25 protein-coding genes, 1 tRNA gene and 1 other RNA gene are annotated in these 23,461 nt (G+C 56.4%); 18 read left to right on the forward strand and 9 right to left on the reverse strand.

Annotated elements, in window-relative coordinates:
• Positions 1-332: 332 nt before the first annotated feature.
• Positions 333-1,418: a sodium-potassium/proton antiporter ChaA gene (gene chaA / locus C1Y41_RS06565; RefSeq protein WP_039384935.1), complete on the forward strand. Its 1,086-nt coding sequence runs from the start codon at positions 333-335 to the stop codon at positions 1,416-1,418.
• Between the two features lie 63 nt (positions 1,419-1,481).
• Here the strand turns inward: chaA and kdsA are convergent, their stop codons facing one another.
• Genes kdsA through hemA form a run of 6 tightly spaced genes read right to left on the reverse strand, consistent with a single transcriptional unit; the run spans position 1,482 to position 6,787 of the window.
• Positions 1,482-2,336, reverse strand: a complete 855-nt coding sequence (kdsA, locus tag C1Y41_RS06570) for a 3-deoxy-8-phosphooctulonate synthase (protein ID WP_039384940.1) — start codon at positions 2,334-2,336, stop codon at positions 1,482-1,484.
• A 24-nt stretch (positions 2,337-2,360) separates the two neighbouring features.
• On the reverse strand, positions 2,361-3,170 hold the full coding sequence (gene sirB1, locus C1Y41_RS06575; RefSeq protein WP_039384942.1) for an invasion regulator SirB1: 810 nt from the start codon (positions 3,168-3,170) through the stop codon (positions 2,361-2,363).
• Positions 3,167-3,565, reverse strand: coding sequence for a SirB2 family protein (locus tag C1Y41_RS06580; RefSeq protein WP_039384943.1), 399 nt, complete (start codon positions 3,563-3,565; stop codon positions 3,167-3,169). Before C1Y41_RS06580 ends, sirB1 begins: the two co-directional genes overlap by 4 nt.
• A gap of 11 nt (positions 3,566-3,576) precedes the next feature.
• Positions 3,577-4,407: a peptide chain release factor N(5)-glutamine methyltransferase gene (gene prmC / locus C1Y41_RS06585; RefSeq protein WP_104085109.1), complete on the reverse strand. Its 831-nt coding sequence runs from the start codon at positions 4,405-4,407 to the stop codon at positions 3,577-3,579.
• Positions 4,407-5,489, reverse strand: a complete 1,083-nt coding sequence (gene prfA, locus C1Y41_RS06590) for a peptide chain release factor 1 (RefSeq protein WP_071668904.1) — start codon at positions 5,487-5,489, stop codon at positions 4,407-4,409. Before prfA ends, prmC begins: the two co-directional genes overlap by 1 nt.
• Positions 5,490-5,530: 41 nt before the next feature.
• Positions 5,531-6,787: a glutamyl-tRNA reductase gene (gene hemA / locus C1Y41_RS06595; RefSeq protein ID WP_071668905.1), complete on the reverse strand. Its 1,257-nt coding sequence runs from the start codon at positions 6,785-6,787 to the stop codon at positions 5,531-5,533.
• A 215-nt stretch (positions 6,788-7,002) separates the two neighbouring features.
• Here hemA and lolB point away from each other — a divergent pair, with 215 nt between their 5' ends.
• The 4 genes from lolB (at position 7,003) to C1Y41_RS06615 (ending at position 10,965) form a co-directional block, all read left to right on the forward strand.
• The gene (gene lolB / locus C1Y41_RS06600; protein ID WP_039384950.1) at positions 7,003-7,629 is read left to right on the forward strand and encodes a lipoprotein insertase outer membrane protein LolB; all 627 of its coding nucleotides are present in this window, start codon (positions 7,003-7,005) and stop codon (positions 7,627-7,629) included.
• Positions 7,626-8,483, forward strand: coding sequence for a 4-(cytidine 5'-diphospho)-2-C-methyl-D-erythritol kinase (gene ispE, locus C1Y41_RS06605; protein WP_104085110.1), 858 nt, complete (start codon positions 7,626-7,628; stop codon positions 8,481-8,483). The genes lolB and ispE overlap by 4 nt, the downstream gene beginning before the upstream one ends.
• Positions 8,484-8,619: 136 nt before the next feature.
• A complete protein-coding gene (gene prs / locus C1Y41_RS06610) occupies positions 8,620-9,567 on the forward strand; it encodes a ribose-phosphate diphosphokinase (protein WP_104085358.1) in 948 nt (315 codons plus the stop codon).
• Between the two features lie 225 nt (positions 9,568-9,792).
• Positions 9,793-10,965, forward strand: coding sequence for a GGDEF domain-containing protein (locus C1Y41_RS06615; protein ID WP_104085111.1), 1,173 nt, complete (start codon positions 9,793-9,795; stop codon positions 10,963-10,965).
• On the opposite strand, the gene ychH is transcribed toward C1Y41_RS06615, so the two are convergent.
• Complete coding sequence (gene ychH, locus C1Y41_RS06620; RefSeq protein WP_071668907.1) at positions 10,962-11,237, reverse strand: stress-induced protein YchH; 276 nt, start codon at positions 11,235-11,237, stop codon at positions 10,962-10,964. The two genes, C1Y41_RS06615 and ychH, sit on opposite strands and share 4 nt — an antisense overlap.
• A gap of 262 nt (positions 11,238-11,499) precedes the next feature.
• Here ychH and pth point away from each other — a divergent pair, with 262 nt between their 5' ends.
• From pth to C1Y41_RS06665, 9 genes are all read left to right on the forward strand, one after another.
• Complete coding sequence (gene pth / locus C1Y41_RS06625) at positions 11,500-12,087, forward strand: aminoacyl-tRNA hydrolase (RefSeq protein WP_039384967.1); 588 nt, start codon at positions 11,500-11,502, stop codon at positions 12,085-12,087.
• A 109-nt stretch (positions 12,088-12,196) separates the two neighbouring features.
• Positions 12,197-13,288 (forward strand): redox-regulated ATPase YchF, encoded by a 1,092-nt coding sequence (gene ychF, locus C1Y41_RS06630; protein ID WP_039384969.1) that lies wholly within the window; start codon positions 12,197-12,199, stop codon positions 13,286-13,288.
• A 214-nt stretch (positions 13,289-13,502) separates the two neighbouring features.
• Positions 13,503-14,501 carry an ABC transporter substrate-binding protein gene (locus tag C1Y41_RS06635; protein WP_039384973.1) on the forward strand — a complete coding sequence of 333 codons (999 nt, stop codon included), beginning with the start codon at positions 13,503-13,505 and terminating at the stop codon, positions 14,499-14,501.
• Positions 14,502-14,536: 35 nt separating this feature from the next.
• A complete protein-coding gene (locus C1Y41_RS06640) occupies positions 14,537-15,541 on the forward strand; it encodes a FecCD family ABC transporter permease (protein WP_369826786.1) in 1,005 nt (334 codons plus the stop codon).
• On the forward strand, positions 15,538-16,299 hold the full coding sequence (locus C1Y41_RS06645; protein ID WP_039384982.1) for an ABC transporter ATP-binding protein: 762 nt from the start codon (positions 15,538-15,540) through the stop codon (positions 16,297-16,299). Before C1Y41_RS06640 ends, C1Y41_RS06645 begins: the two co-directional genes overlap by 4 nt.
• An 11-nt stretch (positions 16,300-16,310) precedes the next feature.
• Entirely contained in the window at positions 16,311-17,537 is a 1,227-nt protein-coding gene (locus C1Y41_RS06650; protein ID WP_104085112.1) for an MFS transporter, read from the forward strand.
• Between the two features lie 190 nt (positions 17,538-17,727).
• Complete coding sequence (locus C1Y41_RS06655; protein ID WP_071668910.1) at positions 17,728-18,489, forward strand: basic amino acid ABC transporter substrate-binding protein; 762 nt, start codon at positions 17,728-17,730, stop codon at positions 18,487-18,489.
• 45 nt (positions 18,490-18,534) lie between these two features.
• Positions 18,535-19,299 carry an amino acid ABC transporter permease gene (locus tag C1Y41_RS06660; RefSeq protein WP_039384993.1) on the forward strand — a complete coding sequence of 255 codons (765 nt, stop codon included), beginning with the start codon at positions 18,535-18,537 and terminating at the stop codon, positions 19,297-19,299.
• On the forward strand, positions 19,286-20,011 hold the full coding sequence (locus C1Y41_RS06665; protein WP_094111097.1) for an amino acid ABC transporter ATP-binding protein: 726 nt from the start codon (positions 19,286-19,288) through the stop codon (positions 20,009-20,011). The genes C1Y41_RS06660 and C1Y41_RS06665 overlap by 14 nt, the downstream gene beginning before the upstream one ends.
• Before the next feature lie 62 nt (positions 20,012-20,073).
• On the opposite strand, the gene phoA is transcribed toward C1Y41_RS06665, so the two are convergent.
• Positions 20,074-21,480, reverse strand: coding sequence for an alkaline phosphatase (gene phoA, locus C1Y41_RS06670; protein ID WP_094111049.1), 1,407 nt, complete (start codon positions 21,478-21,480; stop codon positions 20,074-20,076).
• Positions 21,481-21,726: 246 nt separating this feature from the next.
• On the opposite strand from phoA, the gene C1Y41_RS06675 reads away from it, so the two are divergent.
• The 3 genes from C1Y41_RS06675 to C1Y41_RS06685 all read left to right on the forward strand — a co-directional run bounded on the left by C1Y41_RS06675 (position 21,727) and on the right by C1Y41_RS06685 (position 22,728).
• Positions 21,727-21,814 (forward strand) — tRNA-Ser (locus C1Y41_RS06675).
• A gap of 46 nt (positions 21,815-21,860) precedes the next feature.
• Positions 21,861-21,989: non-coding RNA, RtT sRNA (locus C1Y41_RS06680), on the forward strand.
• 505 nt (positions 21,990-22,494) lie between these two features.
• The gene (locus C1Y41_RS06685; protein ID WP_039384996.1) at positions 22,495-22,728 is read left to right on the forward strand and encodes a hypothetical protein; all 234 of its coding nucleotides are present in this window, start codon (positions 22,495-22,497) and stop codon (positions 22,726-22,728) included.
• Positions 22,729-22,801: 73 nt separating this feature from the next.
• On the opposite strand, the gene C1Y41_RS06690 is transcribed toward C1Y41_RS06685, so the two are convergent.
• Positions 22,802-22,996 carry a hypothetical protein gene (locus C1Y41_RS06690; protein ID WP_052246500.1) on the reverse strand — a complete coding sequence of 65 codons (195 nt, stop codon included), beginning with the start codon at positions 22,994-22,996 and terminating at the stop codon, positions 22,802-22,804.
• A 41-nt stretch (positions 22,997-23,037) separates the two neighbouring features.
• Here C1Y41_RS06690 and C1Y41_RS06695 point away from each other — a divergent pair, with 41 nt between their 5' ends.
• Complete coding sequence (locus tag C1Y41_RS06695) at positions 23,038-23,184, forward strand: DUF333 domain-containing protein (RefSeq protein WP_304485923.1); 147 nt, start codon at positions 23,038-23,040, stop codon at positions 23,182-23,184.
• Positions 23,185-23,461: the final 277 nt, after the last annotated feature.

Genomic DNA, 23,461 nt, shown 5'->3' on the forward strand with positions numbered 1-23,461 from the left:
GAACAGCTTAGCTAAAATGCAAATGCTGTCTTTTGCCGCTCATCGCTTAAGTGGCCTGCATAAGGCAAAAAAAATCCTGTCATTGCAGCCGTTAAACAATATTTTCTGTGCTCTGTCTGCTTACCTGCAGTTTATATTTAGCTGAATTTAAATATAAATATGACAATAACTTCCTGTTTAAGCCACCAGGAGCAATAAAGTGCAAAAAGTAAAGTCGCGTAAAAAAACTGTTCAGCGAGTGATGAAAAGCTACACTGCGCCAGTGTAATTAATGCGTATAGTTAACAGGCAATGACGCCGGTTTTTAAACATTTTGCTAATGGGGATGGTGAATGCCTGGACATGAGAAAACACGACACAGCGAGTTTTCGCTGATTCTTCCCGTTGCTGCGCTGACGGTGCTGACCTTTTTTGGCGATCAGACAGCGCTTCTGCCGGTTATCGGTATCAACCTGCTGGCACTGGTGGCTATTCTGAGCAGCGCTTTCAGCGTTGTGCGCCATGCTGACGTGCTGGCTCACCGGCTGGGCGAACCTTACGGCTCGCTGATCCTCAGCCTCTCCGTGGTGATTCTGGAGGTAAGCCTGATCTCTGCGCTGATGGCAACGGGCGACGCCGCACCGGCACTGATGCGTGATACGCTCTATTCCATCATTATGATCGTCACATCCGGGCTGGTAGGCTGCGCGCTGCTGCTGGGAGGCAGAAAATTCGCTACTCAGTACGTCAATCTGGCCGGCGTCAAACAGTATATGATTGCCATCTTCCCGCTTGCCATTCTGGTACTGGTATTCCCGAACGCCCTGCCGGGCGGCAATTTCACCACCGCACAGGCGCTGATTATCGCGGCTATCTCTGCGGCGATGTATGGCGTTTTCCTGCTGATTCAAACCAAAACGCACCAGAGCCTGTTTGTCTATGAGCATGAGGATGAGGGGGACGATCCGCATCACGGTAAGCCTTCAGCACACAGCTCGCTGTGGCATACAATCTGGCTGATCGTCCATCTGATTGCGGTTATCAGCGTGACTAAAATGAACGCTAACCCGCTTGAGCTGCTGCTCACAGAGCTTAACGCTCCGGAACAGTTTACCGGCTTCCTCGTCGCGCTGCTGATCCTTTCACCGGAAGGGCTGGGTGCCATCCGGGCGGTACTGACCAACCAGGTGCAGCGCGCCATGAACCTGTTTTTCGGCTCCGTGCTGGCGACAATCTCACTTACCGTGCCCGCGGTCAGTATCATCGCCACGCTGACGGGTCAGACGCTGATTTTTGGCCTGGAGCCACCGCATATGGTCATGCTCATCGCCGTTCTGATCCTGTGCCATATTTCGTTTTCAACCGGCCGAACGAATGTGCTTAACGGTGCGGCACATCTGGCGCTGTTCGCCGGTTATCTGCTGACAATAATGCTCTGACCGGATACACCGCGAAAACAAAAAAGGCACCCTTACGGGTGCCTTTTTATTTGCCAGAGGCTGTCAGCTGCTGGTGTCCAGCGCCGGGAAGCTCTTGACCAGATCGTCAATCGCTTTCATCTGCGCCAGGAACGGCTCCAGTTTATCCAGCGGCAGCGCGGAAGGACCGTCGCATTTTGCGCTGTTTGGCTCCGGATGCGCTTCGATGAAGAGGCCGGCAATACCCACGGCCATACCGGCACGCGCCAGCTCGGCAACCTGAGCACGGCGACCGCCCGATGCGGCACCAAACGGATCGCGCGTCTGCAGCGCATGCGTCACGTCGAAAATGACCGGGCTGTTGTTGGTGACTTTCTTCATCACGTTAAAGCCCAGCATATCCACAACCAGGTTGTCATAACCGAAGTTGCTGCCGCGATCGCACAGGATAACTTTATCGTTACCGCCTTCCGCAAACTTATCCACGATATTACCCATCTGGCCCGGGCTGACAAACTGCGGTTTTTTAACGTTAATTACCGCGCCGGTTTTTGCCATCGCCTCTACCAGGTCCGTCTGGCGTGCCAGAAACGCTGGCAGCTGAATAACATCAACCACATCGGCAACCGGCTGCGCCTGCCAGGATTCATGGACGTCGGTGATGATTTTCACGCCGAACGTCTGCTTCAGCTCCTGAAAAATCTTCATCCCCTCGTCCAGACCCGGACCGCGATACGATTTAATCGAGGAGCGGTTTGCCTTGTCAAAAGAGGCTTTGAAAACGTAAGGGATACCCAGCTTGTCGGTAACCGTCACGTAGTGCTCACAGATGCGCATCGCCAGCTCGCGTGATTCCAGTACGTTCATGCCGCCAAACAGCACAAACGGCAGATCGTTTGCGACATCGATATCGCCAATTTTAACTACTTTCTCTGTCATGACCTTTCCTTATGCCGGCAACGCTTAGTGTAGCGTGACCTGTTTCTGTTCGATTGCGTGGATCTGTACTTTAATCATTTCACTCACCGGATCTTCCGGGCACTGCTCAACAAAATAGGTTAAGTCAGTGAGCGCAATATGCTCGCACTCCAGCTGGGCGTAGATGAGACCGCGATCGCGGATTTCATAGGGGTCGTCAGGATCGATCTCCAGCAGTACTTTACTGACATTCAGCGCCAGCTCCATCTGCTTCTCTTCCATCAGCGCCGCTTTCAGCGTGTCGAGCATTTTCCGCATTACGCTGAGCGTTTTGGCTTCATCCAGATCGTCGGTATAGAGTTTGGCCGTGGGGCTGATATTGCCCTTCAGCCAGACCTCAAGCGTATGGGTATCGAGCGTTTCACCGTTGAACGGATTGATCAGCCACATTTCGCCATCCAGCCAGTCTGCGCGCAGAATCAGCTGAGTCGGAAAAATCACCGGCATCAGCGGCAGCTCCAGCTGCTCGGCGATATGCAGCAGTATCACGCCGAGCGACACCGCCGTGCCCTGACGGCTTTTCAGCACTTTATCAATCCAGAGCGCATCTGAAAGGTTGTAAACACCGCTGGCGCCGCCAAAGCCCCATTCGCGATAGAACAGCTCCAGCAGCTTTTCCAGCCGCAGATCGGCATCTGTGGCGCTGCTGATATAGTCGCGCGCTTCTTCCACCAGCTTTGACAGCTGCTGCTGAACCGAAGGCGCGGAAAAATCGTCGCGGATGGCGCAGGTTGCACCGATAACCGCTTCACTTAACGGTGATTCATTAAAATCAAATTCTACTGATGAGGTCATACTATCCCCAAAATCGGCATTTTGGTCATCGCCAGTTTGCCTGCAAACAGCAGAGCAACCAGCGCAAGCAGGCAGGCGATCCAGCGCGTGCTCAGCTTCCGCGGACGACGACTCAGTGCCACAAAACCCAAGGCGACGTAGATAATAACCGCTAACAGCTTCTCCGTCAGCCAGCTTCCTTGTGGTGTGAAAGGATAAAAGTGAGTAATTATCACCAGCAGCGCGCCGCTCAGCAGTAAAAACGTGTCGCACAGGTGCGGCACAATCCGCACCCAGCGCTGCTGCAGCAAGCCTGAAGCGGTCGTCAGCCAGTAAAAGCGCAGCAGAAACAGGCTGACGCTGACTATCACGATAAAAATATGAAACTGCTTAATCTGCGGATACCAGCTGGCCATCCAGTGCCCCTTTATGCATATTGCCCAAGCGTCACGCGCGGATTGCCGCCGTAGTCGTTGAGAGTGGTAACCTGCTGATAGCCCTGCTCAAGCATCAGGGTGCGCACGTCGGCATCCTGCTGCCAGCCATGTTCCAGCAGCAGCCAGCCCTGCGGCTGCAGCCACGCCGGGGCGCTGTGAATGATAAAACGAATATCAGCCAGTCCGGCGTCATCGGCTACCAGCGCGCTGCGCGGCTCAAAACGCACGTCGCCCTGCAGCAGATGCGCATCGTCCATGTCGATATAAGGTGGGTTGCTGGCGATGAGGTGATAACGGGTCGCAGGCAGGCTGTCAAACCAGTGGCTGAGCTGAAAGCGGGCGTTGGTGAGACCCAGCCGTGCCGCATTCTCCTGCGCCAGCGCAACGGCAGCGGGAATGCGATCGCAGCCGGTGATCTGCGCGTCAGGTCGTTCACTGGCGAGCGCCAGCGCAATAGCACCGGTGCCGGTGCCCAGATCAAGCACGTGACAGGGTCCCGCAGGCAGACGCAGCAGCGCCTGTTCCACCAGCACTTCAGTATCCGGACGCGGGATCAGCGTGGCGTCACTGACGCGCAGCGGCAGCGACCAGAACTCCCGCTCGCCCGTCAGGTGAGCGATCGGTTCACCCCGCTGACGGCGCGCCAGCAGCTGCTCCAGCTGTGCCAGCTGTGCGTCGCTCAGCGGGTGCTCATCAAAGGCCAGCAGCCAGCTGCGCGTTTTGCCGGTCACAAAGCTGAGCAGGATCTCGGCGTCCCGCTTCGGACTTTCGCCTCCGCTCAGCGCCGTCATAGCCAGCTGACGCCAGCAGCGGATCTCCATCAATCCTGTCCGGCCAGCGCGGCGAGCTGATCGGCCTGATACTCCTGAACGATCGGCTCGATCAGCGTATCCAGCTTGCCTTCCATGGTTTCATCCAGCCGGTAAAGCGTGAGGTTAATGCGGTGATCGGTCACGCGTCCCTGCGGGAAATTATAGGTGCGGATACGGTCGGAGCGATCGCCGCTGCCAAGCAGGTTGCGCCGGGTTGATGCCTCAGCCGCATGGCGTTTTGCCATCTCAGCTGCGTGAATACGCGCACCCAGCACCGCCAGCGCTTTGGCTTTGTTTTTATGCTGTGAACGCTCATCCTGACACTCAACCACAATGCCGGTAGGCAGGTGGGTGATGCGGATAGCCGAGTCGGTGGTGTTGACGTGCTGCCCGCCCGCGCCTGAGGAGCGGAAGGTATCGATTTTCAGATCGGACGGATTAATGTCCGGCAGTTCCGCTTCCGGCAGCTCCGGCATAACGGCCACGGTACAGGCCGAAGTGTGGATACGCCCCTGCGATTCAGTTTCCGGCACGCGCTGAACGCGATGACCACCCGACTCAAACTTCATCCGCCCGTAAGCGCCCTCGCCCGTCACCCGCGCGATCACCTCTTTATAGCCGCCATGCTCGCCTTCATTGGCGCTCATGATCTCTACCTGCCAGCGCCGCCCTTCAGCGTAACGGCTGTACATCCGGAACAGATCGCCGGCAAAAATCGCCGCTTCGTCGCCGCCGGTTCCGGCACGCACTTCAATAAAGCAGGGGCGTTCGTCATCCGGATCTTTCGGCAGCAGCAGCACCTGCAGCTGCTGCTCAAGCACCTCGCGTTTGTCGCGCGCCACTCTGAGTTCGTCCTGCGCCATTTCGCGCATTTCCGGGTCCTCAAGCAGCATTTCAGCGGTATCCACATCATCCTGCACCTGCTGCCAGTCGCGGAAGCAGCGGGTCACATCGCTCAGCTGGGCATATTCGCGTGACAGCGCGCGGAAACGTTCCTGATTGCCAATCACGCCGGCATCGCCCAGTAACGCTTCCACTTCTTCATGGCGTTCCTGTAACGCTTCCAGCTTGGCAATAATCGAGCTTTTCATTTAATTGTAGGTATCCCGGTGATAGGTCGTGACAGCGGAGATTACTCTAAACCGAGGCTGTCGCGTAAGATCTGCAGGCGTTCGCCATCGCCATCGCGGGCGGCCTGCTGAAGTGATTTGGTTGGCGCATGGATCAGGCGGTTGGTGAGTTTATGTGCCAGCTCCTGCAGCACTTTTTCTGCGTCTGCTCCCTGCCGCAGCGCAGCCAGCGCGCGCTCCTGCAGTTCAGCGCGCACCTGCTCTGCCTGCATGCGGTATTCACGGATCGATTCGCCGGCGCTTTGCGCGCGCAGCCACGCCATAAACTCTCCGCTCTCCTGCACGACAATGCTTTCCGCCTGCAGGGCTGCCGCTTTACGCTGCGCCATATTCTGCTCAATGATCGCCTGCAGATCGTCGACGCTGTAGAGGTAGGCGTTGGGCAGCTTGCCCACTTCAGGCTCAACGTCGCGCGGTACGGCGATATCCACCAGCAGCATCGGCTGATTACGTCGCGCTTTCAGCGCACGCTCCACCATGCCTTTACCAATAATTGGCAGCTGGCTGGCGGTAGAGGAGATAATGATATCAGCTTCAGAAAGACGGGTTTCAATCTCAGCGAGGTTGATCACCTCGGCACCCACCTCGTCAGCCAGCAGCTGAGCACGTTCGCGGGTGCGGTTCGCGATCATCAGTTTTTTTACGCTGTGCTCGCGCAAATGGCGTGCGACCAGCTCTATGGTTTCGCCCGCCCCGACCAGCAGCACATTAACGGTGCTGAGCGACTCAAATATCTGCCGCGCCAGCGAGCAGGCGGCAAACGCAACAGAGACCGCGCTGGCGCCGATTTCGGTTTCGGTCCGCACGCGCTTGGCCACGGAGAAGGTTTTCTGGAACATACGCTCCAGCTCGCTGGTCAGCGCCCGGTCGCGTGAGGAGTCGGCATGCGCCTTTTTCACCTGACCGAGGATTTGCGGCTCACCCAGTACCAGCGAATCGAGGCCGCTGGCTACGCGCATCAGATGGCTGACCGCAGCGTTATCCTGATGCCAGTAAAGGCTGTTGCGCACGTCCGCTTCCGGCAAATTATGATAATCACATAGCCAGCGCACCAGCTTCTCCTGCAAATCCGCCTGCTGCTCTACACTGAGGTAGAGTTCGGTGCGGTTACAGGTCGAGAGTACCACCCCGCTCTGTACCATTGGCTGCGACAGCAGGCTGTTCAGCGCCTGGTCAAGCGTGTCCGGCGTAAACGACACGCGTTCACGCAGAGCGACAGGAGCAGTTTTGTGATTGATTCCGAGTGCCAGGAGCGTCATGTGATTGCGGCTGGGAAGTCCCATTGATTGTCTGGTTTTGTGAAGCGCATTCTACAAGATGCGGCAGATCATGGAAAGCCATACAAAGACTATGACAGTGATAAGATTAAACTGATCGTGCGCAATTTTCCGCTGGCCGGCATTGACGGTTCTCAGACGGGCAGTTAGCGTTATCGGTTACGAATTAAAAACGTGTCTGAGGAGATGACCACGTGATGCCATTGCCCACGCGCAAACTGTTGCGCCTTTTACCCCTTGCCAGCGTTCTGCTGGCGGCCTGCAGCATCAACAAACCGCAGCAGGGCGCAGGGCCCGCTACCACCGCACCGCAGTGGCAACAGCACCAGCAGCAGGTAGCCGGTATCAGCCATTATCAGACGCGCGGCGCCTTTGCTTATCTGTCCGATAAACAGAAGGTCTACGCCCGCTTCAACTGGCAGCAGACCGCCCCTGACCGCTATCGTCTGCTGCTGACCAACCCGCTGGGCAGCACCGAACTGCAGCTGGATGCGCAGGGCTCCGTGGTGCAGATTGTTGACAACAAGGGCAAGCGCTACACCAGCAACGATGCTGAGAAAATGATTTCGCAGCTCACCGGCATGGATATTCCGCTGGCCAACCTGCGGCAGTGGATGATGGGTCTGCCGGGCGATGCCACCGATTATCAGCTCAATAATAGCTACCAGCTGAAAAGCCTGAGCTACAGCCGCAACGGCCAGCAGTGGCACGTCGCTATCGGCGACTACGACACGAAAGTCACGCCCTCTCTGCCCGCTAATCTGGAGCTGACCGAAGGTGACCAGCGTATCAAACTGCGTATGGATAGCTGGACCCTGCAATGATGACCACCTGGCCCGCTCCGGCAAAACTTAATCTGTTTCTCTACATTACCGGCCAGCGCGCTGACGGCTACCACAATCTGCAAACGCTGTTTCAGTTTCTTGATGCCGGCGATACGCTGGAGATGACGCCGGACCGCAGCGGGCGCATCAGCCTGCTGACGCCGCTGGCCGGCGTGGCGGACGCTGACAATCTGATTGTACGCGCGGCGCGGGCGCTGAAGCAGGCGGCGGTGGCAAAAGGCACGCTTGACGATCGCGCGGGCGCGCAGATTGCGCTGGAAAAAAAACTGCCGATGGGCGGCGGGCTGGGCGGCGGCTCCTCGGATGCCGCCACGGTGCTGGTGGCGCTGAACCACCTGTGGCAGTGCAGGCTGAGCACAGATGAACTGGCTGCGCTTGGCGTCACGCTGGGTGCCGATGTGCCGGTGTTTGTGCGCGGCCACGCTGCGTTTGCCGAAGGCGTCGGGGAGCTGCTGCAGCCCGCCTCGCCGCCAGAAAAGTGGTATCTGGTGGCGCATCCGGGCGTGAGTATCGCCACGCCCGATATCTTCCGCGATCCCGATCTGACGCGCAATTCACCGATACGCACATTAGATGAACTGTTGAGCCTGCCTTTTCACAATGATTGTGAAGCTGTGGCAAGAAAACGTTTTCGTGAGGTTGATGCGCTGCTTTCCTGGCTGCTAGAATACGCGCCGTCGCGCCTGACCGGGACCGGCGCTTGCGTGTTTGCTGAATTTGACACCGAGTCCGACGCTCGTCAGGTGCTGGAGCTTGCCCCGAAATGGATTCGCGGATTTGTGGCGCGCGGGCTTAACCTCTCGCCGTTGCAGCAAATCCTTTCCGGGCTTTAAGCGTTTACGTGACCGTATTACCCGTTCCAGATATGGCACGTTGCGCATTAACACACCGTATGAACAGGCTCAAACATATTCGCCGGTTATGTTTGAGCGGTTCATTCTCTGGACGTCCAAGCCTGAGGTTCTTCTCGTGCCTGATATGAAGCTATTTGCTGGTAACGCCACCCCGGAACTAGCACAACGTATTGCCAACCGCCTTTACACCAGCCTCGGAGACGCCGCTGTCGGTCGTTTCAGCGACGGCGAAGTAAGTGTACAGATTAACGAAAATGTACGCGGTGGCGATATTTTCATCATCCAGTCCACCTGTGCCCCCACCAACGATAATCTGATGGAGCTGGTTGTGATGGTCGACGCGCTGCGTCGGGCTTCTGCTGGTCGAATTACCGCTGTTATCCCCTATTTCGGTTATGCCCGTCAGGATCGCCGCGTGCGCTCAGCGCGTGTACCGATCACCGCTAAAGTGGTGGCTGACTTCCTCTCCAGCGTCGGCGTGGATCGCGTGCTGACCGTTGATCTGCATGCCGAACAGATCCAGGGCTTCTTTGATGTGCCGGTAGACAACGTCTTCGGCAGCCCGATTCTGCTGGAAGATATGCTGCAGCTTGGCCTGGAAAACCCTATCGTGGTTTCTCCGGATATTGGTGGTGTGGTGCGCGCCCGCGCAATTGCCAAACTGCTTAATGACACGGATATGGCTATCATCGACAAACGTCGCCCGCGCGCGAATGTTTCTCAGGTTATGCATATTATTGGTGATGTCGCAGGCCGTGACTGCGTGCTGGTCGACGATATGATCGACACCGGCGGTACGCTGTGCAAAGCGGCTGAAGCACTGAAAGAGCGTGGCGCCAAGCGCGTATTTGCATATGCCACCCACCCTATCTTCTCAGGCAACGCGGTTGAAAATCTGCGCAAGTCCGTCATTGATGAAGTAATTGTTTGCGATACCATCCCGCTCTCGGAAGAGATGAAAGCGCTGCCAAACGTGCGCACGCTGACGCTTTCCGGCATGCTGGCTGAAGCTATTCGTCGTATCAGTAACGAAGAATCTATCTCTGCTATGTTTGAACATTAATTGTTCACGCTTAACCGGGCCTCGCGCCCGGTTTTTTATGCTTATCCGCTTCCTCCTGCCTTGCTGAAGCTGCTTTTTCCCGCGCGCTTCGCCCTATAAATTTTCAGTCTGTGCACTATTTCCCCTGCCTTCTGCTCTTTTTCACTTTCGCGCTGTCCGGCACTTCAGCAGCCCCGGAAATAGTGCTATTTTCAGCGCCACTTTTTTCCGGGAACGCCCACTGCCATGATGCTCGATATTTATACGCTGTTTGTTTGCGAGCTTTATGTGCTGGGGTTTCTGAGCATCATTATGATATTTGCCTGGGTCGGCGCTCAGTACGATCGCGTGCTGGGCTTTACCACGCTGACCCTGATCCTGACGCTGTGCGCGGTGTTTCTCAGCAGCCTGCGCAGTGCCGGCCTGCAGTTTCTTCCGGTTGCGCTGGGCAATGTCATAGTTATGCTGGCTTATGGTACGCTGCTGTGCGCATTTCGTACTTTCTGTAAACGACCCGCTGGCCTGCTGTGGCCCGGTGGCGCGCTGCTCTGGGCGCTGCTTTGCCTGCTGCCCGATTTCTATCACAGTCAGCCACTGCGGGTGCTGGTGCTCTGCCTGCTCTGCATACTCTACACCGCAGCGTTTATCACTCTGCTGTGGCGCGCGCGCAGCATGCTGAAAGTGACGTTCTGGCCTGCGCAGACGCTGCTGTGGATCCATCTCGGCTTTCATCTTGCGCGGATTTTTCTCGATGACGCCGTGGCCAGCCGCCTGCCGGGCGCCATTGGCGGCTCGGGTTTCTCGATTTACGTGATCCTTGAGTCGATTCTGTTTGTGATTGGCCTGACCTTTACCCTGCTGGCCATGGTTAATGAACGGTCGCAGGTGGCGCACAGGCTGGCGTCACTGCGCGATCCGCTGACCGGCACATGGAACCGGCGCGCGCTGTTTGAGCAGGCGGATAATGTGCTGCGGCGGCGGGTCAGAATCTCCTCTGCCGCCGGGTTTAGCGCGGTGCTGTTCGATCTTGACCATTTTAAGAGTATTAACGACCGCTACGGCCACCTGCAGGGTGACCGGGTGTTAATCGACTTTTGTCAGATAGCTGAGGCGCAAATGCCGGCAGAGAGCTATTTCGCCCGACTTGGCGGCGAGGAGTTTGCCGCGCTGGTGACAGGCGACAGTGCACAGGTGCAGCGCGTGTGCGAAGCTATTCGCGTGGCAACGCAGCGGTCGCAGCCGGCCGGCATCGGTTATACCGTCAGCATTGGCTATGCGCCGGCCGATCCGACCGTCAGTCAGTTTCCGGCGCTGCTGGTGCTGGCTGATGAAGCGCTCTATCGCGCGAAAGCCCACGGCCGCAACCGGACAGAGTGCTACATTGCCCGGCCACAGCCGGTTACTGAAGTGGCGATTTAATGTGGCGTATGGTTACGGCGACAGCGGACGTCACCATGGTGACGATGCCAGTAGTAACGATCTTCAATCTTCTCGCGGCCACTGACGCGGGCGCCCGCCAGCCACAACAGCGCCCCGATAAAGATGCCAAACATGGCTCCACTGGCCAGCAGAGGCGGCATATTCACTGACGGCAGCTGATTGATCACGGATGAGGCGACGCCTGCAACCATGGTCAGCAGTCCCAGACACATCAGGCTATTGCCTATAACGCGGCATTGATGACGTTTCATGAATCACCTCCATCCTTATGAGCAAAGTAAAAAACCGCACATAACGTTAACCTGTCATAAGTTTAGGCAATGATAGCGGGACATTTTGCGCCCAGGATCACACAACACAATGTGCAAATGACAAAAATTTACCTGCAGCATCTTGTTTTATATAGAAATTGACTAATCACACTCTGACACTACTTTTGCCTGACAATCTTTGTCATCCCTCTCAGCAGACAGTAAACTAGCCACCTTTCTGCAGGAGAACAGGATAACTATTGTGAGCAGCATTAAACTGATTGTGGGACTGGCAAATCCCGGTGCCGAATATGCGGCGACGCGTCATAACGCCGGCGCGTGGTATCTGGATCTGCTGGCCAGCCGCCATAATCAGGCGCTAAAAGAGGAGCCTAAATTCTTTGGCTATACGGCGCGCCTGGCTCTGGCCGGGAATGATGTGCGGCTGCTGGTGCCGACCACCTATATGAATCTCAGTGGTAAAGCGGTGGCGGCAATGGCCACGTTTTACCGCATTACGCCTGAAGAGATTCTGGTGGCGCATGATGAGATGGATCTGCCGCCGGGCGTTGCCAAATTTAAACAGGGCGGCGGGCACGGCGGGCATAACGGCCTGAAAGACATTATCAGCAAGCTGGGTAACAACAATAATTTTCACCGTTTACGCGTAGGTATCGGTCATCCTGGCGATCGCAACAAGGTGACCGGATTTGTGCTGGGGAAACCGCCGGCCAGCGAGCAGAAGCTGATTGATGACGCGGTTGATGAAGCGGTGCGCTGCACGGAGCTATGGCTGAAAGAGGATAAGATTAAAGCGATGAATCGTCTGCACGCTTTCAAAGCGGGCTAAGGCAATTCCCGCGCCGCGCCGGGCAATTCTGTGTATAATGCGCGAAATTTTTTGAATCAGGCGTACCGCCCGGCGGTGTGCCACCCTCAGTGAGAAAGGTAATCAGATCATGGGATTTAAATGCGGTATCGTGGGCCTGCCAAACGTTGGTAAATCTACCCTGTTTAACGCGCTGACCAAAGCGGGTATCGAAGCAGCGAACTTTCCGTTCTGCACCATCGAGCCAAACACTGGCGTAGTACCGATGCCCGATCTGCGCCTCGATCAGCTGAGCGAGATTGTTAAACCCCAGCGCGTGGTGCCTACCACCATGGAGTTCGTGGATATTGCCGGACTGGTAAAAGGCGCATCGAAAGGCGAAGGCCTCGGCAACCAGTTTCTGACCAACATCCGTGAAACTGAAGCAATTGGTCACGTAGTGCGCTGCTTTGAGAATGAGAACATTATTCACGTCTCAGGCAAAGTTAACCCGGCGGAGGATATTGATATCATCAATACTGAGCTGGCGCTTTCTGACCTTGATACCTGTGAGCGCGCCATCCAGCGCTGCCAGAAAAAAGCCAAAGGCGGTGATAAAGACGCGAAAGCGGAGCTGGCTGCGCTGGAGAAGTGCCTGCCACACCTGGAAAACGCCGGTATGCTGCGTGCCCTGAAGCTGGACGCTGATGAAAAAGCCGCTATTCGCTACCTGAGCTTCCTGACGCTGAAGCCCACCATGTACATCGCCAACGTCAATGAAGATGGCTTTGAGAACAACCCGTACCTTGACCAGGTACGCGCTATTGCTGAAGCAGAAGGCTCGGTAGTGGTGCCGGTGTGTGCTGCCGTTGAATCTGACATCGCTGAGCTGGATGATGAAGAGCGCGATGAGTTTATGGCTGAGCTGGGTCTGGAAGAGCCAGGTCTGAACCGCGTGATCCGCGCCGGTTACGCGCTGCTGAACCTGCAGACTTACTTCACCGCTGGCGTTAAAGAAGTGCGCGCCTGGACCATCCCGGTAGGCGCCACTGCCCCACAGGCCGCCGGTAAAATTCACACCGATTTTGAAAAAGGTTTTATCCGTGCGCAAACCATCGCCTTTGATGACTTCATCACCTATAAAGGTGAGCAGGGTGCCAAAGAAGCGGGCAAAATGCGTTCCGAAGGCAAAGAGTACATCGTTAAAGATGGCGATGTGATGAACTTCCTGTTCAACGTCTGATGACCCCGGCTGGTTCGCGGGATCACCGTTAATCTCGCGAAGCTAAGCAACTGCTTTCAAATCCACGCTCCGGCGTGGATTTTTTTATGGCGGCTTATGCCATTACCGTCAGGCAGTCACCGGCGATAGCCAACCATTGATAATGTAATTCATTATCATTATTATCGCGGGCATAAACTTTACGGATCAGCGTTTTTAAACGAGAAAGGGTTAGATGAAAAACGTCATTTGTGCATTTGCTTTACTGTTTACTGCCGCCAGTCAAGTCGCTGCTGCCCCCTACCCGCTGACCATCGAAAACTGTGGCTATAAAGAGACGTTTACCAAGGCGCCGGAGCGCGTGGTTGCGCTGGGACAGAACACCACGGAGATCCTGCTGCTGCTCGGGCTGCAGGATAAGATTGTTGCCAGCGCTTTCTGGCCGACAAAAGTGCTGCCGCAGCTGGCGAAGCAGAACGCCGGAATCAAAACGCTGACCGTGGAGATCCCGACGCTGGAATCGATTCTGGCGCAGAACCCGGACTTTGTACCGGCGCAGGCGCCGCTGCTGCTCGGTCCGGAAAGCAAGGTCGCAAAGCGTGAAGATTTTGCCACGCTGGGGCTGAACAGCTATATGTCGCCCGGCATGTGCGCCACCAAAAAAGGCGCGGGTGATATGTACGGCAGTCGTCAGAAATTGTGGGACATGACTTATCTGTATCAAGAGATTGACGATTTCTCACGTATCTTCAATGTGGAAGATCGCGGTCAGGCGCTGATTGCGGATTTCAGACAGCGTGAAGCCGCACTGCGTGAAACCTTCAGTAAAAACAAGCGTAACCTCTCTTTTGTCTTCTGGTTCTCCAGCTCCTCCCCTGCGGCAGACGCCTATGTGGGCGGCAAAAACAGCGCTTCCGGTTTCATTGCCAGCGTGCTGGGCGGGCATAACGCCATTACTACCGAGACCGAGTGGCCTACCGTGGGCTGGGAGAGCATTATTGCTGCCAACCCGGATGTGATTGTTGTCTCCAGCCTCGATCGTAACCGCTGGACGCTGGACAGCGCCGAAGAGAAGATTAAATTCCTTAAGAGCGACCCGGCGGTAAGCCAGCTGGATGCGGTGAAAAAAGGGCATATCGTGGTCATGGATGGCCAGGCGATGAACCCGACTATCCGCACCATCTACGGCGCGGAGCAGGTGGCAGAGCAGCTGCGTAAGCTGGGGCTGAATTAATGCCCTCCGCTGTTACCGCCGTGCGGCAGACGCTGATGCTCAGCGTGACCACAGCAGCGGCGCTGCTGCTTCTGACCCTGGTCATTGCCCTGGGGATCAGCGTGGGCGAACTCCCGGTGCCGCTCAGAAGCGTGTTTTACGCGTTCAGCAATCGTCTGGGCCTGACGGCAGAGCCGCTCAATCGAATTTATGAGAGCGTGATCTGGGACTTCCGGCTTAGCCGGGCGCTGGTTGCCGCCTGCTGCGGCGCGGGTCTCGCCATCTGCGGCGCGGTACTGCAGAGCCTGCTGAAAAACGCGCTGGCGGAGCCTTACGTGCTGGGCGTATCGGCGGGCGCCTCTACCGGCGCGGTGGCCATTGTTATTCTGGGTCTCGGCACCGGCGCTGTTTCGCTCTCGGCGGGGGCGTTTGCCGGCGCCTTTGCCGCGTTTGCGTTTGTCGCTTTTCTCACTAAGGGCGCGCGCAGCGGCAATGAACGCACCATCCTCGCCGGCGTCGCGGCCTCTCAGCTGTTTAATGCCGTGACCGCCTACACCATCAGCACGTCAGCCAGCGCCCAGCAGGCGCGTGACGTGATGTTCTGGTTACTGGGCAGTTTTAGCGGCGTGCGCTGGCCGGAATTTCAGCTGGTGCTGATTGTGGTGCTGCTGGGGCTGGCGATCTGTCTCTGGTACGCGCGCGCGCTGGATGCGTTTACCTTTGGTGATGATGCCGCCGCGTCGCTGGGTATCGCCGTACCGCGGGTGCGCCTGATCCTGTTTACCACTACCGCACTGATCACCGCCACCATTGTCAGCATGGCCGGCTCGATCGGCTTTGTCGGCCTGGTTGTGCCGCACGTGATGCGCTTTTTCTTCGGCCCGCTGCATCGCACCCTGCTGCTCGCGTGCGCGCTGGCGGGAGCGATTCTGATGGTGCTGGCGGATATCGCCTCGCGCCTGCTGATTGCGCCGCAAAGCCTGCCGGTAGGCGTGGTTACTGCGCTGGTCGGCGTTCCTTTCTTCGCCATCATCATTTACCGCTCAGGAAATAAACCATGAGTATTTGCGCTGAAAATATTACGTGGAAAGTGGGCAGGAAAGTCATTGTTAATGATGTCTCGCTGAACGTAGCGCGCGGAGAGACCGTGGGCCTGCTGGGGCCAAACGGCTCCGGTAAATCGTCGCTGCTGCGCGTGCTGGCGGGCCTGCGGCGTCCGCATGCAGGACAGGTCACGCTGGATGGCAACGATATCCGCTTTATCGCCAAAAAAGCGCTGGCGCGCCGGGTGGCCTTTGTTGAGCAGCACGGGATGACGGAGGCCAATATGCGCGTGCGCGACGTGGTGAAACTGGGACGTATTCCGCATCACTCCCCTTTCTCCAGCTGGAGTGCGCAGGATGACGCCGCGGTGCTGGCGGCGCTGCAGCGCGTGGATATGGTAGAGAAAAGTGAACAGGGCTGGCAGAGCCTCTCCGGGGGTGAGCGGCAGCGGGTGCATATTGCGCGGGCGCTGGCGCAGATGCCGAGCGAAATTCTGCTGGACGAGCCGACCAACCACCTCGATATTCATCACCAGATGCAGTTAATGAAACTGATCAGCGAACTGCCGGTGACCAGCATCGTCGCAATACACGATCTCAATCACGCCTCGATGTTTTGCGATACGCTGATTGTGATGCAGCAGGGAGAGATTGTTGCCACCGGCACGCCGCAGGCGATTCTGAATGAGGATCTGCTGTGGGATGTTTTCCGCGTGCGGGCAAAAATTGAAAACTCCCCTTACCACAGCGGTAAACACATTCACTATATCGCCTGACGGAAACCTTCATGTCTGTGCCCCGGCCCGCCACGCGGCTCTGGCTGCCTCTGCTGCCGGGCTGCCAGTTTATTTTCAACCTTGGCTTTTACGCCGTGGTGCCTTTCCTGGCCATTTTTTTGCGCGACGATCTGGCGCTCTCCGGCACGCTTGTCGGGCTGATACTGGGACTGCGCACCTTCTGTCAGCAGGGTATGTTTCTGCTCGGCGGCGCGCTCTCCGATCGCTTTGGTGCCCGGCGTGTGGTGCTGGCAGGCTGCATGGTGCGTATTAGCGGCTATCTGCTGCTGGCAGGCGGTGAATCTTTAACGCCGGTTATCATGGGTGCCTGTCTGACCGGTATTGGCGGCGCGCTGTTTTCGCCCTCTATTGAAGCGCTGCTGGCGAAAGCGGGTACGCAGAGTGAAGCTGAAGGTAAACGCAGCCGGGCAGAGTGGTTCGCCCTGTTTGCCGTCTGCGGTGAACTGGGTGCCGTTATCGGTCCGGCCGCGGGCGCGCTGCTGACCGGCTACGGTTTTCGCCAGATCGCCTATGCCGGCGCGGCGGTATTTGTGCTGGCGATGATTGTGCTCTTTTTCACCCTGCCCGCCGCGCCAGTACGCCGCGCTTCGCTGCAGATCGTGCCGTGGTGGCGCACCTTTCACCAGCCGCGCTTTGTAGCATTTATTATCGCTTACAGCAGCTGGCTGCTGAGCTATAACCAGCTCTATCTGGCCTTGCCGGTGGAGATCCAGCGCGCCGGCGGTCAGGAGAGCGATCTGGCGCCGCTGTTTATGCTGGCCTCGCTGCTGATCATTACGCTGCAGCTGCCGCTGGCGCGTCTCGCCCGCCACACCGGCGCGGCGCGGGTTGTGCCGTGGGGCTTTGCGCTGATTACCGTGGCATTTCTCAGCGTAGCGCTGTGTGCTGATGCTACTCCCGCCGCGGGCTGGCTACGCCTGCTGCCCGCAGCAGCTTTTGTCACGCTGCTGACGCTGGGACAGATGCTGCTGGTGCCGGCGGCAAAAGACCTGGTGCCGTGGTTTGCGGAGCCGTCATCGCTAGGCGCGCACTATGGCGCCCTGGCCACTGCCGGTGGCGTGGCGGTGTTGCTGGGTAACGTCCTGCTGGGAGGCGTGCTGGAACAGGCGCGCGAACCCTCAGAGGCGGCACGGCTGCCGTGGCTACTGCTGGCGCTGTTTCCTCTCGCCAGCGCGATTGCCATGCGCATTATCTGTGCGCCATTGCGCAAAGCGTGACCTGCGGCCGGACGCGCTGCTCTCCTGCGTTCCGCACTGTGCCACAACGGGCGGATGCCCCCCTTCACGCTTTGATGAATATTGTCCTCAGCGCTGACTATTCCGCTTGCCAGAGCATGCAGCAATGTGTATTTTTATGCATTAAATTTGCATAAATTACGCATCTTGTCCCTTCTCCAGGAGAATCACTATGTTTACCCGTTCAGCCCTGCTGGGCTTAGTGCTGGCACTGTCAGCCACGGCGGCGCAGGCCGTTACCTATGTTGTCGGCTCTGGTGGCACTTACCGTCCGTTCGAATTTGAAAACGCGCAGAAGCAGCTGGAAGGGTTTGATATCGACATTATCAAGGCCGTCGCCAAAGCGGAAAATTTTGATATTAAGCTGGTCAATACCCCGTGGGAAGGCATCTTTGCCACACTCAATTCGGGCGATCGCGACATCATTATCTCCGGCATTACCATCACCGATAAGCGCAAACAGATGGTGGATTTCTCCGCGCCCTACTTCCCGGCTGAACAGGCTATTGTGGTACCGGAAACCGCCAGCGTATCGTCACTGGCGTCGCTGAAGAACCTGAACGTAGGCGTGGTGAACTCCAGTACCGGTGATATCGTGGTCTCCGATGTGCTGGGCAAAAACAGCACGGCGATTAAACGTTTTGATAATACGCCGCTGATGCTGCAGGAGCTGTATGAAGATGGTATTGGCGCGGCCGTGGGGGATGTTGGCGTGGTGAAATACTACATAAAAACGCATCCGGAAAAGCAGTTCAAACTGGTTTCTGATAACAAGTTTGAGCGCCAGTATTTCGGCATCGCGGTAGCAAAAGGCAACGATGAATTACGCAGCAAGATCAACGCCGGCCTGCAAAAAATCATTGCCGACGGCACCTATGCGAAAATTTACGCGACCTGGTTCGACAGCAACGTTCCTGCTCTTCCCGCGCAGTAATTTTCCCGTCGCCGCGCGCTCGCGCGGCACAATAAGGACGTTTTTATGACTGGCTTCCGCTGGGAAATCATCGGGGAATATATGCCGCTGTTTATCGACGGCGCGATGATGACCCTCAAATGCACGCTTATCTGTGTGATCACGGGCACCCTGTGGGGCCTGACGCTCGGCTTAGGCCGCCTGGCGTCGGCGCCGCACGGCCCGTGGAAATATATACTGCATTACGGCATTCAGTGGCCGGTGCGCATCTATATCAGCGCTTTTCGCGGCACGCCGCTGTTCGTGCAGATTATGGTCGTGCACTTTGCGCTGATCCCGCTATTTATCAATCCGCGCGACGGCGTGCTGGTGGCGAACGGCATTATGCCGGCAGAGTTTGCCCGCGAGCTGCGCGCTAACTATGGCGCTTTTCTTTCCTGCGTTGTGGCCATCACTCTTAATGCAGGCGCTTACGTATCAGAGATTTTTCGCGCCGGGATCCAGTCGATCGATCGCGGCCAGATGGAAGCGTCGCGATCGCTCGGCATGCCATATGGTCGCACTATGCGCAGAGTGATCCTGCCGCAGGCGTTTCGCCGCATGCTGCCGCCGCTCGGCAACAACGCGATCGCTATTGTTAAGGATTCATCGCTGGCGTCAGCGATCGGCCTCGCCGATCTGGCGTATGCTGCCCGTACGGTTTCAGGCGCCTATGCGACTTACTGGGAGCCCTATCTGGTGATTTCGCTGGTGTACTGGGTATTCACCTTCCTGCTGTCGCTGCTGGTTCGTTACATGGAAAAGAGGTTTGGCAAAAGTGATCCACGTTGAAAACTTGCAGAAAAACTTTGGTGAAAACCAGGTGCTGAACGGCATCAGCTGTGACATTCCGGCGCAGGAAGTATTGTGCGTTATCGGTCCGTCCGGCTCCGGTAAAAGCACCTTCCTGCGCTGCCTGAACGGGCTTGAAAGCATTGACGGCGGTCGCGTGGTGGTGAACGGATTTGAGGTACAGGATCCCAAAACCCGCATCAATACGCTGCGTCAACACGTGGGTATGGTGTTTCAGCGCTTCAATCTGTTCCCGCACATGACCGTGCTGGAAAACCTGATTATGGCGCCGATGGATGTGCGCAAACTGTCGCGCCAGCAGGCCACAGAGCAGGCTAAAGCGCTGCTGGAGAAGGTGGGCTTAACCGATAAGATGCACGCCTGGCCAAACAGCTTATCCGGCGGCCAGCAGCAGCGCGTTGCTATTGCACGGGCGCTGGCGATGGAGCCGGAGATCATGCTGTTCGATGAGCCGACCTCCGCGCTCGACCCTGAGCTGGTCGGCGAGGTGCTGAGCGTCATGAAAATGCTGGCGCAGGAAGGCATGACCATGGTGATTGTCACGCATGAAATGGGGTTTGCGCGCGAAGTGGCAGATCGCGTGATGTTTATGGATCAGGGGATCATTCAGGAGCTGGACACGCCGGATGTGCTGTTCACCCGGCCGCAAAATCCGCGTACTCAGGCGTTTCTCAGCAAAGTGCTGGGGTGATACTGCTCCGGTAATAACAAAAATCCACGCCGCAGCGTGGATTTTTTCTGTCTGCTATCCGCTTATTTAAGCGCCAGCGCATTTTTTAGTGTGAAGAACAGATCGGTCTGATCGGTCAGCCCCACCACGTTTGCCGCGTGCGGTCCGTAAGCAGCAATGCGCAGCTGAGCACCGGTATGCTCCTGCGAATCCTCTTCCGAGTTGCCGTAGCTGATGGTCATTACCGCACCATCTTTTGTGTTCAGCGCCTGGGTCAGGCCCGGCGCTTTGGTGCCGTTCTCAACAATCTGACTGCTGTGCGCGTGGTCGGCGGTGACCACCACCAGCGTATCGCCATGTTCGCGGGCATAGGCCAGCGCCACCTGGACCGCTTCGTCGAGATCGACCGTTTCGCCAATCTGGCCGCACGGATTAGCCGCGTGATCCTGTTTATCGATTGAAGCGCCCTCGACCTGCAGGAAGAACCCTTTCTCATTTTTGCTCAGCAGGTCGATCGCTTTTGTTGTCATCTGCGCCAGCGTCGGCACCGATGCCGGACGATCCTGATTAACCTCACAGGTCACCACCGGTTTATCGATGTTGCCATGATAACTGGCTTTGGGACCCTGCCAGCGCACCGGCATATTGCCCGGCGCAAACAGCCCCAGCAGAGGCTGCTGCTGGGTGGCCTGCTGTACCGCGTTCATTGCGTCCAGGTTTTCTACCAGCTGATAGCCGCGCGCCTGCGCCTGCTCATACAACGTTTTGCCTTTATAGTCGCCTGCTTTAGCCACCTCGTTAAAGCTCTTTGCACCGCCGCCCAGGACCACATCCGGCCGGGTCAGCAGCATTTGCTCGGTAATTGAGCCGCGGCCGCCCTGCTCTAAGGCGTTGCCCGGGCAGAGTTCGCTGGTTTTCTCCGGGCCGTAGCATTTGCGTGAGGTAACATGCGCCATCAGTGCCGCTGGCGTAGCATCCTGCAGTTCGGCAGTAGAGACATTACCCGTTGCTTTGCCGGCCGCTTTAGCCAGCTCAAGCAGCGTGATTTGATCCTTGCCATTGACGTCGACGCCAATCGCCCCGTTATAGGATTTGGTGCCTGTAGCCCACGCGGTGGCGGACGCGGCAGAGTCAGTGACGTAAGAGGGTTTATGCGTTTTTTTATCCAGCGAATAGTGCGTGTACTGCCCGGTAAGCGGAAGCGCATCAATACCGGCAAAAAAGCCGCCTGCTCCCACTGCAAGGTTACGTGCCGCGGTGATCTCAGAGTCACCCATGCCGTCGCCGATCAGTAAAATGACATTTTTCGCTGTCTGATTACTCAGCGAGGCTTTCAGCGCCTCAGTCTGATCGCTGCTCAGCCGACGCGCGCCACCATGCTGCGTCAAATCGCCAGTTGCTGCTCTATTGTATGTTGTAACATCTGCCACCGCGGAGGTGGCAATCAGCGAAGCCAGCAGTGAAACCGTCAGCAGAGGTAAGTGTTTCATTCTTCAGCATCCTTATCAGTGAGACAACCCGGTTATTTTCGCTGCCAAGTCTGCGTCAGCGGGATGACATTTTTGTGTCAGACGCGCAACGTTTCTATGACAATCGCCGCGAAGCGAACAGGGTTAATACAATCTGCGCAGAGCTTAAGCAGATAGAAAAAAAGGAGAAAATAGCGCTTGACCCTTTTCAGCTAACTCCCTATAGTAGCGCCCCGTTGACCCAGTGCGGTTAGCAAAAAAATATGTGGTGAGGTGTCCGAGTGGCTGAAGGAGCACGCCTGGAAAGTGTGTATACGGCAACGTATCGGGGGTTCGAATCCCCCTCTCACCGCCACAAATTTGAAGAAGAGCCTGAACTTACGTTCAGGCTTTTTTTTTGCATATTGCACAGTGAGAGGGGTATGAGAACCTCCGACCGGGTTCGACGGTGAACTCTGTTCACCGGACAGCGGAGCCTGCGACGCTGCCCGCAGGGTGAGCGAAGCGAATCAATCCCCCTCTCACCGCCACAAATTTGAAGAAGAGCCTGAACTCACGTTCAGGCTTTTTTTTTGCATATTGCACAGTGAGAGGGGTATGAGAACCTCCGACCGGGTTCGACAGTGACATCATGACCTTCAGACATGAGCTCACATACAGCTTTTGAGATGGCGCAAGCGACCAACTCAGCCCTTCCGTGATCATTTTCCCTATATCTTCATGCTTCGTGACTGCCTGCGCTAACACATGGTACGGCTAATTGATGTGATTACTATTTGCTCAGGCAATGTCAGGCTTAATGGCACCTTCATACAGGAGGCCATAAGCGACAGTACAAAATGAATTTTCCATGCTGGATCGCTATCATTCTAATGATTGCATTCGCCGGCGCAGGTAGCGTCGCGCTGGTTAAGATTGCCTCACAGGTTTCTAACAATAATGATGAGAAGGAACCATAACAGGAATGGTTGTTTTTATAGTCGGGCGCTATATCCCCTGTCATGTGATATACTGCCCGTCCCTGAGAAATTTGATATGAAATCTGAAGACACGCTGGACTGGTACCCTGCCCAGCTTCCTCCTGTAAAAACCATACTCGGTGATGCTGTGATCGAAGTCGGCAGAACCGGACGGCCAGTCAATACACGCACACTTCTTGAATACCTCCAGATACAGCAAAACAAACAGAAGTTACGCGATAATAAAATAGCAATGCAGACCGCTATTGATGTTCTGAGAGATAACCAGCGCGTTAACGGAAGGTTATAGCCTCGCGGTTATCGATAGCCTGGCAAAGTTAAGCCGCGGCTCTGTGTAGTCCTGCGCCGGTGAAGGGAACCCCTCAGAGGCCACCGTTAAGGTTGAACCGGAACCACGTCATGTTCTCGCCCTCCTGCGTTGAAGCGTCGCGGAAGGTGGTTGTATGGCTCCGGATCCAGTCATTGGCTGCCTTGAGCGTAAAGTGCCAGTTAACGCGCTCCAGCTCCTCTACGAAGTCAGAAGTGGCAACGGTGCTGCGGCCTGATGGCTCGCGCATGATGAAGCTGATGAATGACAGACAAGCCTCAGCAAACAGGCATGTCTAACCCTGCCTCAGTTTATTGTGAAAAAATGGGGGGTAAACCGGACATAGTTAAAGATCCTGATGGTGATTCAGGTTACTGCACCCTTCCGGGTGGGAAGCGTATCGAGGAGTGGGCACTGTACCGCCAAGATAACCAATAAGCTGTGGTGCCGGTTAACGGTAACTAAAATGTAAGGTGCCGGGCCTGGCGATCGGTACGAAAATGCGTCTGGTTTACTGTTTGATAGCAGGAAGAAAATTTTAGCTAAGGAGATGGCATGTCAGTTTTTGCGAAGATATCAATTCCGATGTTTTGCATTGCGTTCGCAATGTTCTATTTGGCGCGCAATAAGCGGGACAAAAATTACCTCGTTCCGGGCTTTGTTCTGTTAGCTGCTGGCTTTGTGAATGTCGTGATAGCGTTTACTACGGGTTAGT

It is taken from the genome of Pantoea sp. ICBG 1758 (genome assembly GCF_002928325.1).
Classification (GTDB): domain Bacteria; phylum Pseudomonadota; class Gammaproteobacteria; order Enterobacterales; family Enterobacteriaceae; genus Pantoea; species Pantoea eucrina.